Origin of the sequence: Azospirillum halopraeferens DSM 3675, from assembly GCF_000429625.1 — a bacterium.
Taxonomy (GTDB): Bacteria; Pseudomonadota; Alphaproteobacteria; order Azospirillales; family Azospirillaceae; genus Azospirillum; species Azospirillum halopraeferens.
Map to the genome: position 1 here is coordinate 39,913 of NZ_KE386928.1, position 15,855 is coordinate 55,767.

The following is a 15,855-nucleotide window of genomic DNA, read 5'->3' on the forward strand; positions in this document are numbered from 1 at the left end:
GTGTCGGTAGCGTCGGCGAACCGTTCGATGACGGCGTCGTACGCGGCGATGGCGTCCTCGGTGCGACCGAGGGTGCCGAGACAGACACCTTTGTTGAAGAGCGCCCCTGCGACCTGTTGCAGCAGGACGGTGTCGGTAGCGTCGGCGAACTGTTCGATGACGGCGTCGTACGCGGCGATTTCGTCCTCGGTGCGACCGAGGTCCCCGAGGCACACACCACTGTTGAAGAGAGAGCATGCGAGCCGGGCCTGATCATCGGCGTTCGTCGCGTCGCCGATGTCGCGGACGACGGCGTTGAACGCGGCGAGCGCGCCGGGGACGTCTCCCCCATGGTATAGGGCCACGGCATCGTCGAACCGCGCCCTGGCCGCAGCAGCGTGGGTCGACGCCTCCGGCCCATTCGACGCCGAATCGGGGTGCATTCCGCCGGGACCATCGGCTGCCAACACCCCGGCGGTTTCCGCCTGACCGGCCAGGCCGCAGGACTCCTCGTACGCCGCGAGCACCGCCTCGCGGTAGTCGGGGTGCCAGCGGCACGTCCGGCCGTCGCGGGCTTCGGCAGCCATGCGGCCGAGGTCGTCGGCGCTGTAGAGGCGGGCGAGAAAGCGGGTCAGCCAGCGGAGCTTCTGACGGGTGCGCCGGGTGCCGTGGCGCATCAGGTACCAGATGTTGAGAAAGCGTTCGGCAATCTGGTAGCCGGCGCGGGCGCCGGAGGTGGCGACCTCCTCGATGAAGCCGTCCTTGCGCAGGCGGGTGAGGTGGGAGGAGATGGTGGTTACCTCGATCCCCGTGGCATCGGCGATGGCGCGCGAGGTCATCGGGTCCCAGTGCAGCGCGATGGCGTCGATGACGGCGCGCTGCTGCGGGGTGGCGTAGTCCTCGACCCGCGCCTTGTAGTAGGGTGTGACCCGGTCCAGCAGCGCTTCCAGGTCGGCGAACACCGTTTCGCCCTCGCTGCGCTCGATGATCTGGTACAGCAGGGCCAGGACGCGGGGGTTGCCGCCCGTCAGCGCGTAGAGCGTGCGCAGCCGCTCCGGCGCATGGGCGAGAATCCGGCGCACCGGTGCGCCCGCGTCGCCGCGGCTGTCGGCCAGCGCGCGCATGCAGCGCATCACCTCCGCCTCGTCCAGCGGCTCCAGCAGGGTCAGGTGGAAGAACTCGTAAAAGGGGGCGCTGCGGTCGCCGCTTTGCGCCGGCAGTTGGGTCGCCGCCCCGATCAGCACCGGCCCGTCGGACCGCTGGAGGGTGCGGCGCAGGGCCCATTGCTCGATGTCCTTCAGGGCGCCGAGGATCAGGTCCAGGTTGTCGACCAGCAGGACGGCCCGCCCGCCGGCATCCCGGCACAGGCCGAGGAATTCGGCCTCGGCCGCATCGGCGTCCGTTTGGGCGGGGCGGGCGAGGATGCGGTCGATGCGCTCCGCCATCGCCTCGCGGCCGTAGGCTTCGCACCATTCGGCCAGCGCCTCGCTGCAGTTGCGCCAGAAGGTGGCGAGCGCGATGACGTTGTACTGCTCCTCCCGGAAGCGCAGCGGGATGAAGCCGGTGCGCAGGGCCTCGTCGCGCATCACGGCGATGGCGATGCGCCGCAGCAGCGTCGACTTGCCCATGCCGCGCTGGCCGATCATAAGCTGGTGGGGCACCTCGCCCCCGGGCCCGGGATGGCGCAGGACATTCAGGGCGTGCTCCAGCTCGTCATGGCGGGCCACGAAGGTCCGGACGAACTGGTCGTCGGTCTGCCCTTCCTGATTGTAGAGGGAGGGAGTCGGGGTGGGGATCACGCCACATACTCCCGCCAATAGCGGCGCAGGAGGCCGGAGCGGAAACGCCACCGCCCGTCCGTCTGCGCCAGCAGCCCGTCGCACTCCTGCGTGAGGAGGAGGTCCTTCAGCGCGCGCCGCGTCAGCCCCGGATAGGATGTGGCAAGCCGGGCACGAAGCGTGTCTTCCTGTTCGCCATCGGGGTGCTCGCTGCAAAGCTCCAGGATGGCGTACAGGCGGGCTCGGTCGTCGGTGTCGAAGTTCTTGTCGATGTGCTCCTGCCACGGGGAGAAGTGCACGCGGTAGGCCGGCCGGAGGACGGCGGCGAACGCCCGGTCGACATCGTCCGCACCGACGGTGGCGCCGCCGTCCGCCGTTGGCCGGATGTGGCGGGCGAGATGGTCGAGGTAGTAAGGGGACAGCCAGCCGAGTTCGCGCACCAGATGCTCGAACGCCCCCGCGGCGAAGTTCAGCGGCCGGGAGAGGGTGTGGCGGTCGCCCAGTTCGTCCAGGAAGGAGCGGGCCTCCGCCTCGGTGAACGCCTCCAGCGGCACGACGTCGAAGTCGAGCAACGCCCCTTCGAGGGTGAACCGGCGGGCGATCACGTCCAGCCCGATCGAGCCGGTCAGGAACCAGGAGACGTTGGGGAACGCCTGTTGCAGCCGGCGCAGGTGGTAAAGAAAGGTCCGCGCGCCGTCCGGGTCGTGGCGCGCGTGCTCCCAGACGAACAGGGGAAACTCGTCGATCAGGATCAGCGTGCGTTGCTCCTGCCGGTCCAGCGCGCCGATCAGCGTTTCGGAGAACACCCGCGGGTCGGTGCGGGTCAGGATCTGCGTCAGCGAGTCACCCGATGCCCCGACGAGGATCTGCCGCAGCCGGGTCCTGAAGAAGGTCGTTACGGATTCGGTGATCTCCTGCTTGCGCTCGATCGCCTCGCACAGCGTGCGCAGGAACACCTCCTCCGTTCGCATGCCGGAAACCTCGATGCGGATGCAGGTGTGCCCCTTCCATTCGAGATCGCGCTCCAGTTCCTTCATCAGCCACGTCTTGCCGATGCGGCGCGGCGCCAGCATCAGCACGTTGCGACCCGACAGGAGGTGCCGGGCCAGGGCGTCGCGTTCCGTCAGGCGGTGATGGGCGGTGGGGGGCATGGCGCGGGCCTTCTCGCTATCGCCCGATAACCGTGACGCAGGAGTTATTCATTGTCAAATAAATTTCGCACTGCATTTATGGTGGCTATGATTTTGAGATCATGGAGCCGTTCGGTGAAAAGTATGGACTTGACCTGACGGCCTGTCCTGCCGCACCGGCTTCGATCTGCTGCGCGGTCGCGTTTTCGGCGACGAAAGAGGCGAACCCCGAAATGCAAAACACGCTTCGGTGAGCCACGATGGGGAGGCTGGTGCCGGCAAGCAAGCACGGGCGCGGCGCATCGACAGCGGCAGAGCAACCGTTCTATTCTTGCGGCACCATCTGGCCTGACACCCCGACCCGGCATGCCGTCCCGCTCTGTCCAACGCCACGACCAGTTCTTCCGAACCCTGCTCGACAAGCCGGGAACGGCCGGGACCCTGCTGCGCGAACGGCTGCCTGCGGAGGTCGTCGCCCTGCTGTCCGACGAACCGCCGGAACTGGTGCCGGGCAGCTTTGTCTCGCAACGGCTGCGCGCTTACCGCACCGACCGGCTCTACCGGACCCGGACGAAAACGGGCCGCCCCGTTCTGGTCTGGACGCTGATCGAGCACAAATCGAAGCCGGAGCCGCGCATCGCCCTCCAGCTTCTGGGCTACCAGCACCAGATCCTGGACCATTGGGATCGGACGCAGGGGCGCGATCCCGACGGCTCATTGCGTCCGCTGCCGGCGCTGGTGACGATGGTCGTCTACAACGGCGCGGCGGAATGGACGGTGCCCCTGTCGCTGGCCGGGGCGACCGATGCCGACGCGGCGATCCGGCCCTACCTTCCGGACTTTCGGTACTCGCTGGTCGATCTCGGCCGGATACCCGACGCCCAACTGTCGCGGGAACGGGCATTGCGGGTCGGGCTCCTGATCCTGAAGCACGGGCCGCTTGGCCGCGCCACCCGCAAGCGCCTCCTGAAAGTCGCCCGTGAAACCCTGCGCCTGGGGTATGATGACCTGGCGACCATGATCTATTATCTCCTCGGCGATCTGGTCGATGATCCGCGCGGAGAACTGGCGCGCAGCCTTCTGAGCGAGTTGGTGCCCGGAGAAGAGGAACGAGTGATGTCCCTGATTGCCGAACAGTGGAAAGCCGAAGGGTTCAGCCTCGGGATGCTCAAGGGGAAGGCTGAAGGGAAGGCCGAGGGGAAGGCCGACCTACTTCTTCGGCTGCTGCGCCGCCGTTTTGCGTCGGTGCCCGAGCATCTCGAGCGTTTGGTCCGTTCGGCCGACACTGACCGGCTGGACGAGTGGAGCGAACGCCTCCTCGACGCGCGGACCCTGGACGATATTTTCGCGTCAACCGCCGGCATCTGAACGATGCCGCCGGTCCGCCGCTCAATCCATGCCACGGTAATGATCTGCCGGGTTTGACGCCGGAAAAGTTTGGAAAGGCTAATGTCCCGGCCGTATCAGAACAGCCTTCCCTGGGCCGGTGCGGCAGCGGGCTTGCGGTCCTTCGCAGCGGGCTTCTCGCGGGGCGGCGGTTTGGGTGCTTCCGGAGCGGGACCGTCCACGGTGGCGTCGGCGCGGCCATCGTGGAACACCAGGGTGACCGGGCGGCCGGCGGTGGCCTGCGCGGCGCCGGTGAGGGGACGGCCGTCGCGGTCCTCGACCACGGCGAAGCCGCGGGCCAGGACGCCCTTGTAGGAATAGCTCTCCAGGAGCTGCCCGGCGGTGGCCAGGCGCGCCGCCCGATCCTCCACCAGCTTGGCGTAGCCGCGCGCCAGCCGTGGCGCAAAATCCTCCAGCCGGCGGCCGCCGTCGGACACCCGCAGGACCACCGGGCGCAGGCTGAACCGGGCAGCCGTGCGCTCGTACCGGGTGCCCGCCGCCATCACCGCGTGACGCAGCGCGGCGTCCAGGGCGCGGGCGTTCAGGGTCAGGGCGTTGCGGGCCTCCGCCAGACGCTCGCGCGGGTGGCGCAGGCGGGCGGCCAGTTCGGCGGCGCGGGTGCGGCGGCGCTCCAGCACCGCCGCCACGGCCATCTCCAGCCGTTCGGCGCGGTCGTCCAGGCGCTGGGCGTGGCCCTCCAGCAGGGCCCGGGGGTCGCCCAGCCCGCGGCCCAGCCCCTCCACGCGGGTGCGCCGCTCCTCCAGCAGGCGGTGGGTGCCGTCGATCAGGCGGCGGGCGCCGTCCAGCACCCGGGACAGCAGCTCCGCCCGCACCGGCACCGCCATCTCCGCGGCGGCGGTGGGGGTGGGGGCGCGGCGGTCGGAGGCGAAGTCGATCAGCGTGGTGTCGGTCTCGTGCCCGACGGCGGAGATCAGAGGGATGCGGCTGGCCGCGGCGGCGCGGACCACCACCTCCTCGTTGAAGGCCATGAGGTCTTCCAGGGAGCCGCCGCCGCGCGCCACGATCAGCAGGTCGGGGCGCGGCACCGGCCCGCCGCCGGGCAGGCGGTTGAAGCCCTCGATGGCGGCGGCCACCTGTGCCGCCGCCGTCTCGCCCTGCACGGCCACCGGCCACAGCAGCACATGGCGCGGGAAGCGGTCGTCCAGGCGGTGCAGGATGTCGCGGATCACCGCGCCGGTCGGCGAGGTGATCACCCCGATGACGTCGGGCAGGAAGGGCAGGGGCTTCTTGCGCTCCTGGTCGAACAGCCCCTCCGCGGCGAGACGGCGCTTGCGCTCCTCCAGCATCTTCAGCAGGGCGCCCTCGCCGGCCGGCTCCATGGTCTCGATGATGAGCTGGTACTGGGAGCGGCCGGGGTAGGTGGTGATGCGCCCGGTGACGATCACCTCCAACCCCTCCTCGGGCCGCACGGCCAGCTTGGCGGCGGTGCCGCGCCAGCACACCGCTTCCAGCACCGCGGTGTCGTCCTTCAGGCGCAGATAGATGTGGCCCGAGGAGTGGCGCTTGGGCTGCGAGATCTCGCCGCGCACGCGCACGAAGCCGTAGGCGTCCTCGATCGTGCGCTTGAGCGCGCGCGCCAGGTCGCCCACCGAGTACTCCGGCAGGTTGGAACCGGCGCGCGATGCACCGGCGGCGGGGGAGTCCGGGGGGGCGGTATCGAGGTCTTGTGTCATGGCGGCGCCATGATACAAGGCTCGGGTTCGCCAACAAGCGTGAAGGATGGGGGTCCCATGAAAGTCCTGGTCGTCGGGTCCGGCGGGCGCGAGCACGCCCTGTGCCGGGGGATTTCGGGCTCTCCCCTGTGCGACGCGCTGTACTGCGCGCCGGGCAACGCCGGCATCGCCGACGTCGCCACCTGCGTGCCCATCCGGGCCGAGGACGTGGACGGCATCCTCGCCTGGGTGACGGACAACGCCATCGACTTCGTCGTCGTCGGGCCGGAGGGGCCGCTGGTGCTGGGCCTCGTCGACCGGCTGGCGGCGGCCGGCGTGAAGGCGTTCGGGCCGAGCGCGGCGGCGGCGGAGCTGGAAGGCTCCAAAGGCTTCATGAAGGACGTGCTGGCGAAGTACGGCGTGCCCACCGCCTTCTACCGCCGCTTCACCGACGCCGCCGCGGCGAAGGCGTACGTGCGCGAACACGGCGCCCCCATCGTGGTCAAGGCCGACGGGCTGGCCGCCGGCAAGGGCGTCACCGTCGCGCGTACGCAGGACGAAGCCTTCGCCGCCATCGACGAGGCGCTGGTCGGCGGCCGCTTCGGCGCCGCCGGGGCGGAGATCGTGGTGGAGGAGTTCCTGGACGGCGAGGAGGTCAGCTTCTTCGCCCTGTGCGACGGCGAAACGGCGCTGCCGCTGGCCTCGGCCCAGGACCACAAGGCGGTCGGCGACGGCGACACCGGCCCCAACACCGGCGGCATGGGCGCCTATTCCCCGGCCCCCGCCCTGACGCCGGAGCTGCAGGACCGCGTGATGCGCGAGATCGTGCTGCCCACCGTGCGCGGCATGGCGGCCGAGGGGCGCCCCTTCAAGGGCGTCCTCTTCGCCGGCCTGATGATCGTCGACGGCCCCGACGGCACCCGGGTGCCCAAAACCCTGGAGTTCAACGTCCGCTTCGGCGACCCCGAGTGCCAGACCCTGATGATGCGCATCGCCTCGGACCCGCTGGCCGCCCTGGTCGCCGCGGCCGACGGTGCGCTGGACAGCGCCGACGTGCGCTGGCACGACGACGTGGCCCTGTGCGTCGTCATGGCCGCCCGGGGCTACCCCGGCGACTATGTGAAGAACACCGAGATCCGCGGCCTCGATGCCGCCGGCGGGGTGGAGGGTGTCACCGTCTTCCACGCGGGCACCGCGCGCGACGCCGACGGCCGCATCCTCGCCACCGGCGGCCGCGTCCTGGGCGTCACCGCCCGCGCCCCCACGGTGGCCGAGGCGCAGCGCCGCGCCTACGCGGCGGTGGACCGCATCGACTGGCCCGACGGCTTCTGCCGCCGCGACATCGGCTGGCGTGCGGTGGGCCGCTGATGGCCGCCGGGGCGACGCTCGCCCGCCGCATCGGCGCCGCCGCGCTGACGCTGCTGGTGGCCCTGGCGGCCCCCGCGGCGGTGGCCGACGACGGGCTGCAACGCCTGCTCGACCGCTATCTGGAGCGCGAGGGGGTGGACGGGGGCGTGCTGTTGGTGTCCGGTCCCGGCGGGCGGACGGTGGTGGCGTCGGGCATCGCCGACCGGCGCCGCGGCGCGCGCGTCACGCCCGACACCCGGTTCTACATCGCCTCGGCCGGCAAGATGGCCACCGCGGTGGCCGTCCTCCGGCAGGTGGAGGACGGACGTCTCGCCCTCGACCAACCGGTGCGGGACCTGGCGGGTCCCCTGCGGCTCGACCGGCTGGCCAACGCCGCGCGGGCCCGGCTGGTCGATCTGCTGGACCACAGCTCCGGCATCCCCGACTACATCACCGACGCCTATGTGGAGGAGGAGCGCGCGCGGCCCGGCGTGGCGCGCGACGCCGCGACGCTGCTCGCCTTCGCGACGGGCGAGCCGGCAACGGGGGCGGTCGGCAAGCACTACAGCTACTCCAACAGCAACTACGTCCTGCTGGGCCACATCGCGGCGGTTGCCGACGGGCAGTCCTTCCCGCAGGTGCTGCGCCGGCGGGTGCTGGAGTCCGCGGGGATGACCGCGACCACGGTCGGCGCCGACCCCGGCGACCCGACGCTGGCCCATGGCTACACCGACGACGGCGACGTCAGCCTGCCGTCGTGGATGGCGACCACCGGCGACGGCCCGCTGGTCACCACGGCCGGCGACCTGGAGCGGTTCCTGTTCGCCCTGTTCCGCGACGGCCGCCTGCTCGGCCCGGCCACGCTGGAGCGCATGCGGACGCCGTCCCGGTCGGAGCCCGACGCCGGTTTGGGGCTGGAGCTGTGGAGCGACCGGTGGGGCCGCGGCATGGGCCACACCGGAAGCTATGACGGGTTCGAGGCGGACGTCCGCTACTACGCCGACCGGGGCACCGCGATGGTGCTTCTGATGAACGGCAACACGTCCTCCGACGACGCCCTGCTGGACGAGGTGGCGGAGCGCCTCTTCGCCGACCGCCCCGCCGGCCGGGAGGCAAAGGGCCCGGCCGCATCGGGCACGCCCCTGTGCCGGCCGGGCCGGGCGGTGGAGGTGCTGTGGGAGGGCGACTGGTACCCCGCCCGCGTCCGCGGCGAGCCCGACCGGAACGGCGCCTGCCCCGTCCGGTACGACGGCTACGGCAGCGAGGACGACGAGTCCGTTCCGCCCAAACGCCTGCGCGCGCCCCGCGGGTGACGCCGGTCACGGCCCCGTCCGGCGCTCCGCGAAGCGGTCGAACAGGTCGGGGTCGCCCATCTGCCCGCCCTTGAGCATCACCGGCAGGTCGGGACGGCCCGGCCGGTGACCGGCGCAGACGGCGACGCCGCGGCCGAGACCGGCGCGGTAAGACAGGGCGGTGAAGCCGAGGCGGCGGACGATGACGCTGGAGGTGTCACCCCCCGCGACTCCCAGGGCGCCGACCGGTGCCGCGTCGAAGATGTCGGCCGTCAGGTCGGCGAGACGGCGCGCCAGGGTGAGGGCGTTGACGCTGTAGGCGCGGTCCGGCTCCAGATGCGCCAGCGCGTGGCGCCCGGCGCGCAGGTGGTCCGCCACCGCCGCGACGATGCGCCCGGCGCCGACGGCGTTGGCGATGGCATCCGGCGGGACGGCGACGCGGGCGAACCGGCCGGCCGCCGCCACCTGCGCCGCGGTCACGGCGGAGCGGCTGCCGGCAACGATCAGGCAGGGGCCGGCGGCGGCGCGGGTCGCAGCGGGACCCTCCTCGGGGACGGGTCGGCGAAGGGGGGCGGAGCCGGTCAGCGCCTCGGCGACGCTGCTCGCTCCCACCAGCAGGATCGGTCGCCCGCCGGTGTCGAGGCGCCGCAGCGCCGCGCCGATGACCGGGAGCTGCGCGGTCGCGGCGACGTCGAGCAGCACGCCCCGATCCTCTGCCGCCGGGGCGGCCAGCCGGTCGGCCAGGGCCGCGGCGTCGTCGCCGATGTCGGTCCAGGGGATCGCGGCGAGGCCGTCGAGTCCCTGGGCGGCCAGGTGCAGCCGCAGATCGGACTCGGCCATGGGCGTCGTCGGGTGCCGGCACATCACGGGGTGGCGGTCGATGCGGTGCACCGTGCCGTCCGCGGCGGCGGCGAAGAGGTGGCCGAACAGGCAATAGCGTCCCAGCCCGGGCTGGCCGCCGATCACGGCGACCAGGGCCGGCCCCGTGCCGGCGGCGAGGGCGCCCACGGCGGCGCCGATGCTGCCGGTGTCAGGGGCGCTGTCGAAGGTGGAGCAGACCTTGTAGTGGATGAAGCGGGGCGCCAGGGCCGCCACCGCCCCGGCGATGGCGCCGGCCCGGTGCGTGATGGTCGTGGCGTCGAGGGCGCGCAGCTCCGTCGCCACGCCGACGGCGTCCGGGCCGAGCGATGCCACGTCGGCCGGGTCCGGCGGATCGAGGAACAGCCGGGTCCGGAGGCCGGCGCGCGCCAGCGTCGCCAGGGTGTCCGACGCGCCGGTGAAGTCGTCGCCGACGAAGACGATCTCCGGACCGCCGCCGCTCATGACCCGAAGAACTCCAGCGCCGCCCGCAGCGCGTGGCGGGTCTGCGCACCGTCGGCCAGATCGCGGCCCTCCGCCACCACCTCGTACGCCTCGCGCAGGCTGCGCACGCCGGCCGCCGGCCCGTCGGGGTGGGCGAGGATGCCGCCGCCGGCCATGAACAGGAAGTCGGGGGACCCCACCGCGGCGGCGGTGCCGGGCAGGGTGCCCGCCCACTGGCCGGAGGAGAACGCCGGCAGCACCGCGTCGCCGTCGTCCGCGGCGTCCGCCGCCAGCCCGGTCAGGCAGCGCCGGGCCGCCGCCTCCACCTCCTCCGCCGCGTCGGAGAACTTGCCGCCGATGCCGTGGACGTGCATGTGGTCCACCCCGGCCAGCCGGTAGAGGGTCTGGTAGGCGTCGAAGCCGATGCCCAGCATGGGGTGGCGTGCCAGCGCGCCGAAGCCGTTGCGGTGGCCGTGCAGGGCCAGCGGCGTCCAGCGGCGCAGCGTCTCGGTGCCCGACAGGCCGATCCAGTTCAGGCTGGCCATGACGCAGCTTCCGCCCTCGCGCTCCACCAGGTCGGCGTGACGGCGCATGGCGTCGGTCTCGTCGGTGATGTTGAAGGCGACCATGACCTCGCGGCCCGTCCGTTCCCGGTACGCCCGCACTCTGGCCATCACCGCCGGCACGCGCAGGGCCAGCGGCGCGTGGTCGGGGTCGGCGCAGATCTCGTCGTCCTTGATGAAATCGACGCCGGCCTCGCACAGCACGGCCACCAGGTCGGCGACCGCCTCGGCCGACAGGCCGACGTTGGGCTTGATGATCGTGCCGAACAGCGGCCGGCCGTGCACCCCCAGCCGCTCGCGCGTGCCCCGCACCCCCAGCCGCGGCCGCTCGAACCGGTCGCGGTGGGACGCGGGGACGTCGACGGACAGCAGCCGCAGCCCCGTCACCTCGCCCAGGTCGTAGAGGTTGCCGGCCACCGTGGCGGCCAGGGTCGGCAGGTTGCGGCCGATGTTCGCCACGGGATAGGCGATGCGCACGCGGGCGCGCCGCCACGGGCCGCCGGTACCCCGGCGCTCCAGGTAGGCGCTGGCGAGGCTCGGGCCGGCGGCGGGCTCCTCCTCCTCCACCGCCAGCACGGTGGCGCCGGCACGCCGGCGCAGCTCGTCGGTTTCGCCGGCCACGCGCACGAAGGTGCCGCAGCTCTGCTCGCCGGCCATGATGGCGGCGACGCGCGCGGGATCCAGAGGGGTTTCGATACGGTAGGTCGCCTCCACGGCATCCGGGCTCATGGCGGGCCTCACAGGGTGGAGAGGTCGGGGAAGGGCCGCACGGGTTCCGTGCCGTCCCAGCCGAGGGAGGAGTCGCGGATCAGGTCGAACAGGCGCCCCTTGGGTCCCATCACCTCCGACAGCTCGATCACCGTGCCGGGATGGGCCTCGCGGTCGAAATAGACGAAACGGCCGTTGGCGCCGACGCAGCCGCTCATCTTCACGCGGAAGCCCTCGGACTCCATGCGGGCGAGGTCGGCGTCGAAGCTGCGGGTCCAGTAGGCCACGTGCTGCAGCCCGCGGTGGCCGGCCAGCTTGAAATCGCGGTACATGGACGGGGCGTCGTTGCGCGTCTCGATCAGTTCCACCTGGAGCGGGCCGCTGTTGGCCAGCGCCACGGCGTTGTGCACCTCGTAGCGGCGGCCGTCGTAGGTGTAGTCCTCGATCGGGACCTTCGGGTTGTAGAACCACGGGCCGACGCCCATGACGCGGGACCAGTGGTCCATCGCGGCTTCGATGTCGTCGACGACGTATCCGAGCTGGCGGATCTCGCCCAGGAAGCGGCTCATCGGGAACCCTATTGAAGGAAGAGGTTGGGAAGCCACGTCGACACCGCCGGCACGGCCGAGACGACGAGCAGGGAGGCAAGCAGCGCGATCAGGAACGGCAGGGTGCCGCGGATCACCGCATGGACCGGCATGCGGGCGACGATCGCCACCATGTAGAGGCTCATGCCCAGCGGCGGCGTCAGCAGCCCGACCATGAGGTTGAGCACGAAGACGATGCCCAGTTGCAGGGGGTCGACCCCGGCCATGTGCAGCGCCGGCGCCACGATCGGCGCGATGATCAGGATGGCCGCGATGGATTCCAGCACCATGCCGACCAGCAGCAGCAGCACGTTCACCAGCAGCAGCAGGACCAGCGGGTCGTCGGACAGGCCCAGCAGGAAGGCGCCCGCCAGGGCCGGCACCCGGTCGAAGGTCAGCACCCAGGCGAACACCGCGGCGGTGGACACGATGAAGAGGATGCCGGAGGTGGCCTCCACCGTCTCGCGCAGGCTGTCCCACACCTTGCGCAGGGTCAGCGTGCGGTAGACGGCGAAGCCGATCAGCAGGGCGTAGGCGACGGTGACGCCGGCCACCTCCGTCGGTCCGAACAGGCCGCTCAACAGGCCGCCGATCAGCAGCACCGGGGCGAGCAGGGCGGGCAGGGAGACCAGCGCCTTGCCGGCGATGGCGGCGGCGGAGGGGCGCACGTCGTCGCGCGGCAGCCCGCGCAGGCGCGCGATCACCGCCACCTGCACCATCAGGCACAGCGTGATGAGGATGGCCGGCACGATGCCCGCCAGCAGCAGCTTCACCGCCGAGACATTGGTGACGCTGGCGTAGATGATGATGGGAATGGACGGCGGGAAGATCGGCCCGATGGTCGCCGCCGCCGCGGTGATGCCCGCGGCGAAGGGCTTGCGGTAGCCCTGCGCCGTCATCTGGTCGATCTGGATCTTGCCCAGCGCGCCGATGTCGGCCAGCGCCGCGCCGGACACGCCGGAGAAGATCAGGCTGACCAGGATGGACACCTGCGCCACGCCGCCGCGGATGCGGCCGACGATCAGCCGCACCAGGTCGAAGAGGTGGGTGGTGACGCCCATGGCGTTGAGCAGGGTCGCCGCCAGGATGAACAGGGGCACGGCCAGCAGCGGCGTGGAGTCCAGGGCGTTGACCGCACGCTGGGCCAGCACATTGACCGGCAGGTCGAAGCCGACGATCACCAGGGCCGAGGCCAGGCCGAGCGACGCGGCGATCGGCACCCCCAGCGCCAGCAGTGCCACGAAGAGGAGGAGCAGGACCACGCTCACGGCATTTCCCCTTCCTCCGCACCGGCGCGCAGCGCCGGGTCGACGATGCGGGCCAGCGTGACCAGCCCCGTCAGCAGGTAGCCGGCGACGACCGGCGCGTAGAACAGCCAGTTGGGCATTCCCAGGGCCGGCGTGACGAAGCCGCCGGCCCGCCCAAGGAAGGCGTGGAGGGCATAGAGCGTCAGCCCGCACAGGGCGAAGACCAGCAGTTCGTTGACGATGCCGATCGCCCGCCGCCCGCGCGCGGGCAGGGCCCGGGCCAGCAGGTCGACCGCCACGTGCTGCCCGCGCAGGGCCAGGACCGGGATGGCCAGGAACACCAGCGCGATGCCGGAGAAGCGGGCCAGCTCGTCCGCCCAGGCCATGCCCTGGTTGAACAGGTTGCGGCCCGCCACCTGGGCGACGACCAGGCCGGTCATCAGCACCAGGAACAGGATCGCCGCCGTGCGGCAGGCGATGACGACGCCGGAGAGCGCGCGGGCGAGCGCGCTCCCCTTGCCCGGGATGGCCATGTCCGGTGCTCCCGTTTGCCGTGCCGGCCGATCCGTCAGGCGACCGCCCGGATCATGTCGTACAGCGCACCGTACTTGGCGCCGAAGCGCTGCTGCACCAGGGCGCTGACCGAGGTGCGGAAGGCGTTCACGTCAAGTCCGTCCTCCGGTCCGATCACGGTCATGCCGCGCTTGCGCAGCTCCTCGGTGTCCTTGGCCTCGTTCTCCTCGATCGCCTTGGTGGCGCGGTCGCGGATCTCGGCGGAGGCCGCCATCACCGCCTCCCGGTGGGCGGGGGACAGGCGCTGCCAGGCGTCCTCGTTCATCACCACAACCTCGGCGTTGGACATGTGGCCGGTCAGCATGAGGTGCGACTGCACCTCGTAGAGCTTCACGTTGAGGATGACGTTCACCGGGTTCTCCTGGCCGGCGACGATCCCGGTGGCCAGGGCGGTCGGCACCTCGGACCAGTCGACGGGCACCGGGGCGGCGCCCATGCCCTCGACCGCCGTGGTGTAGATGGGGAAGGGGACCGCGCGGATCTTCACGCCGGCCAGGTCGGCGGGCGTGCGCACCGGCCGGTTGGCCGTCAGGTTGCGGCGGCCGAAATAATGGGCGTAGATGACCCGGACGTTCGCCGCCTGAATCAGGCCGCGGTTCAGTTCGGTCATCACCGGCGAGTTGATGTCCATCACCTTCATCAGGTGATCGATGTCGCGGTAGAGATAGGGCGTGTCGAGCGCCGCGAAGGGCTCGTAGAGCGAGCCGATGCCACCCGCCGTGTTGTGCGAGAAGGCGATGGTGCCCAGCGACACGGCCTCCGCCAGCTCCTTCAGCTTGCCGAGCTGGGAGGACGGGAAGACCTGCACCGCCACGTCACCGCCGGAGTGCCGGCCCACCGCTTCGGCGAACCAGTCCGCCTGGGCACCGGCGACGCTCGCCGGCTCGTTGTTGTGGCCGTAGCGCAGGGTCAGTGAGGCGGCCCGGGAGTTGCCGGGGATCATCACGGCGGCGCCGGCGCCGAGGCCCAGGGCCAGCGCCGTGCGGCGGTCGGGGCAAAAGCGGCCGGAGCGGCGTGTCGTGTCGTTCATCCTTCCCTCCCATGATGTGTTTTGAGGTATAGTGTGCGGGACCGGTCCACTGTCCCGCTTGAAGCAGTTCGTTCAGGCAACGTTAGGAACATGCGACATCGAGTTCAAACGGGAAAAGATGATGGATTTTGATGGACCCGCAGACGCCCCGGCCGTTGCCGCACGGGCGCCGCGGCTGAACGAGGTGGCCGCGGCGGCCGGGGTGTCCACCGCCACCGCAGACCGGGTGCTGAACCGTCGCAAGGGCGTGAAGGAACGGACCGTCCACCGGGTGCTGCAGGCCGCACTGGACCTCGGCTACCTGTCGCAGGCGGAGGCGTCGCGGCTGGCGTCGCCGCGGCCGCCCAACGCGGCCTTTCTGCTGCCCATGGGCAACAACCCCTATCTGCGCCTGCTGGGGGACAAGCTGCGCGCGCTGGCGGCGTCCAGGTCGCGCGACGGGGCCCGGGTGCGCTGCTTCTTCATCGACAGCTTCGACGCCGGCGCCCTGGCGGCGTCGATCCGCCATCAGGCGGACTGGGCCGACGGCATCGTCTTCCTGGCCATCGACCACCCGGTGGTGCGCGAGGCGGTGGAGGACGTGACGGCGGCGGGCAAGCACGTGGTCACCCTCGTTTCCGACCTGCCGCATCCGGGCCGGGCCGCCTACTTCGGCCTGGACAACCGGGCGGCCGGGCGCACCGCCGGCTATCTGCTGGGCCGCTTCTGCGGGGCGGGCGGCGGCAGCGTGGCGCTGGTGGCGGGCAGCCCCATCTACCGCGCCCATTCCGAGCGCGAGGCCGGTTTCCTCGGCCTGATCGCCGAACGTTTCCCCGGGCTGCGGCCGGTGGGCACGCGCGAGGGGCACGACGACAGCGACGAGAACTACCGCCACGCCATCGCCCTGATGGAGCAGCACCCCGATCTGGTCGGGATCTACAACGTCGGCGGCTCGTCCCAGGGCATCGGCCGGGCGCTGCGGGAGAAGGGGCGGGCGGGGGAGGTGGTGTTCATCGGCCACGGCCTGACCCCCGACACGCGCCGGCTGCTGATCGACGGGACGATGGACGCAGTGATCAACTCCGACCCCGATGCGATCCTCGCCGGCGCCCTCGACCTGCTGCACCGCCTGCGCCACGGCGATCCGCCGCCCGCCGCGGTCCCGCCGGTCAAGATGGACCTGTTCTTCCGCGAGAACCTGCCGGTGGCCTTCCGGCCCGCGACAGGGCAACGCCCGGCTTGACATGCAGGCAAATGCCTGCATATTGTCGGTTTGCGGAC

General features: G+C 71.7%; 13 protein-coding genes. 4 read left to right on the plus strand and 9 right to left on the minus strand.

Annotated features, from left to right (window positions below):
* Together G472_RS36025 and G472_RS39210 are read right to left on the minus strand one after the other, a co-directional pair.
* Positions 1-1,778 (minus strand): AAA family ATPase (locus tag G472_RS36025; RefSeq protein ID WP_051341441.1); only part of this gene is annotated, 1,778 nt, incomplete at its 3' end.
* Positions 1,775-2,908 (minus strand): AAA family ATPase, encoded by a 1,134-nt coding sequence (locus tag G472_RS39210; protein WP_029010981.1) that lies wholly within the window; start codon positions 2,906-2,908, stop codon positions 1,775-1,777. The genes G472_RS36025 and G472_RS39210, both read right to left, overlap by 4 nt.
* A 345-nt stretch (positions 2,909-3,253) precedes the next feature.
* On the opposite strand from G472_RS39210, the gene G472_RS0127640 reads away from it, so the two are divergent.
* Positions 3,254-4,255, plus strand: coding sequence for an Rpn family recombination-promoting nuclease/putative transposase (locus tag G472_RS0127640; protein WP_029010982.1), 1,002 nt, complete (start codon positions 3,254-3,256; stop codon positions 4,253-4,255).
* Positions 4,256-4,350: 95 nt separating this feature from the next.
* Here the strand turns inward: G472_RS0127640 and xseA are convergent, their stop codons facing one another.
* Positions 4,351-5,967 carry an exodeoxyribonuclease VII large subunit gene (gene xseA, locus G472_RS0127645; RefSeq protein WP_029010983.1) on the minus strand — a complete coding sequence of 539 codons (1,617 nt, stop codon included), beginning with the start codon at positions 5,965-5,967 and terminating at the stop codon, positions 4,351-4,353.
* A 57-nt stretch (positions 5,968-6,024) separates the two neighbouring features.
* Here xseA and purD point away from each other — a divergent pair, with 57 nt between their 5' ends.
* Positions 6,025-7,314 (plus strand): phosphoribosylamine--glycine ligase, encoded by a 1,290-nt coding sequence (gene purD / locus G472_RS0127650; protein ID WP_029010984.1) that lies wholly within the window; start codon positions 6,025-6,027, stop codon positions 7,312-7,314.
* Complete coding sequence (locus G472_RS37685; RefSeq protein ID WP_051341443.1) at positions 7,314-8,606, plus strand: serine hydrolase; 1,293 nt, start codon at positions 7,314-7,316, stop codon at positions 8,604-8,606. The genes purD and G472_RS37685 overlap by 1 nt, the downstream gene beginning before the upstream one ends.
* Positions 8,607-8,612: 6 nt before the next feature.
* Here the strand turns inward: G472_RS37685 and G472_RS0127660 are convergent, their stop codons facing one another.
* The 6 genes from G472_RS0127660 to G472_RS0127685 are packed head-to-tail and all read right to left on the minus strand — an operon-like array spanning position 8,613 to position 14,595.
* Positions 8,613-9,908 carry a four-carbon acid sugar kinase family protein gene (locus G472_RS0127660; RefSeq protein ID WP_029010985.1) on the minus strand — a complete coding sequence of 432 codons (1,296 nt, stop codon included), beginning with the start codon at positions 9,906-9,908 and terminating at the stop codon, positions 8,613-8,615.
* Entirely contained in the window at positions 9,905-11,179 is a 1,275-nt protein-coding gene (locus G472_RS0127665; protein ID WP_029010986.1) for a RuBisCO large subunit C-terminal-like domain-containing protein, read from the minus strand. The genes G472_RS0127660 and G472_RS0127665 overlap by 4 nt, the downstream gene beginning before the upstream one ends.
* A gap of 8 nt (positions 11,180-11,187) precedes the next feature.
* Positions 11,188-11,727 carry a VOC family protein gene (locus tag G472_RS0127670; RefSeq protein WP_029010987.1) on the minus strand — a complete coding sequence of 180 codons (540 nt, stop codon included), beginning with the start codon at positions 11,725-11,727 and terminating at the stop codon, positions 11,188-11,190.
* Positions 11,728-11,735: 8 nt separating this feature from the next.
* A complete protein-coding gene (locus tag G472_RS0127675) occupies positions 11,736-13,013 on the minus strand; it encodes a TRAP transporter large permease (RefSeq protein WP_029010988.1) in 1,278 nt (425 codons plus the stop codon).
* On the minus strand, positions 13,010-13,525 hold the full coding sequence (locus tag G472_RS36035) for a TRAP transporter small permease (protein ID WP_051341445.1): 516 nt from the start codon (positions 13,523-13,525) through the stop codon (positions 13,010-13,012). Before G472_RS36035 ends, G472_RS0127675 begins: the two co-directional genes overlap by 4 nt.
* Before the next feature lie 35 nt (positions 13,526-13,560).
* Positions 13,561-14,595 (minus strand): TRAP transporter substrate-binding protein, encoded by a 1,035-nt coding sequence (locus tag G472_RS0127685; RefSeq protein WP_029010989.1) that lies wholly within the window; start codon positions 14,593-14,595, stop codon positions 13,561-13,563.
* A gap of 121 nt (positions 14,596-14,716) precedes the next feature.
* On the opposite strand from G472_RS0127685, the gene G472_RS36040 reads away from it, so the two are divergent.
* Positions 14,717-15,817 (plus strand): LacI family DNA-binding transcriptional regulator, encoded by a 1,101-nt coding sequence (locus tag G472_RS36040; RefSeq protein WP_211100271.1) that lies wholly within the window; start codon positions 14,717-14,719, stop codon positions 15,815-15,817.
* Positions 15,818-15,855: the final 38 nt, after the last annotated feature.

Excerpts from the sequence above, each read along its gene's own strand:
- G472_RS39210 (WP_029010981.1), bottom strand. The coding sequence starts at position 2,908 with ATGCCCCCCACCGCCCATCACCGCCTGACGGAACGCGACGCCCTGGCC.
- G472_RS0127640 (WP_029010982.1), top strand. The coding sequence starts at position 3,254 with ATGCCGTCCCGCTCTGTCCAACGCCACGACCAGTTCTTCCGAACCCTG.
- xseA (WP_029010983.1), bottom strand. The coding sequence starts at position 5,967 with ATGACACAAGACCTCGATACCGCCCCCCCGGACTCCCCCGCCGCCGGT.
- purD (WP_029010984.1), top strand. The coding sequence starts at position 6,025 with ATGAAAGTCCTGGTCGTCGGGTCCGGCGGGCGCGAGCACGCCCTGTGC.
- G472_RS37685 (WP_051341443.1), top strand. The coding sequence starts at position 7,314 with ATGGCCGCCGGGGCGACGCTCGCCCGCCGCATCGGCGCCGCCGCGCTG.
- G472_RS0127660 (WP_029010985.1), bottom strand. The coding sequence starts at position 9,908 with ATGAGCGGCGGCGGTCCGGAGATCGTCTTCGTCGGCGACGACTTCACC.
- G472_RS0127665 (WP_029010986.1), bottom strand. The coding sequence starts at position 11,179 with ATGAGCCCGGATGCCGTGGAGGCGACCTACCGTATCGAAACCCCTCTG.
- G472_RS0127670 (WP_029010987.1), bottom strand. The coding sequence starts at position 11,727 with ATGAGCCGCTTCCTGGGCGAGATCCGCCAGCTCGGATACGTCGTCGAC.
- G472_RS36035 (WP_051341445.1), bottom strand. The coding sequence starts at position 13,525 with ATGGCCATCCCGGGCAAGGGGAGCGCGCTCGCCCGCGCGCTCTCCGGC.
- G472_RS0127685 (WP_029010989.1), bottom strand. The coding sequence starts at position 14,595 with ATGAACGACACGACACGCCGCTCCGGCCGCTTTTGCCCCGACCGCCGC.
- G472_RS36040 (WP_211100271.1), top strand. The coding sequence starts at position 14,717 with ATGGATTTTGATGGACCCGCAGACGCCCCGGCCGTTGCCGCACGGGCG.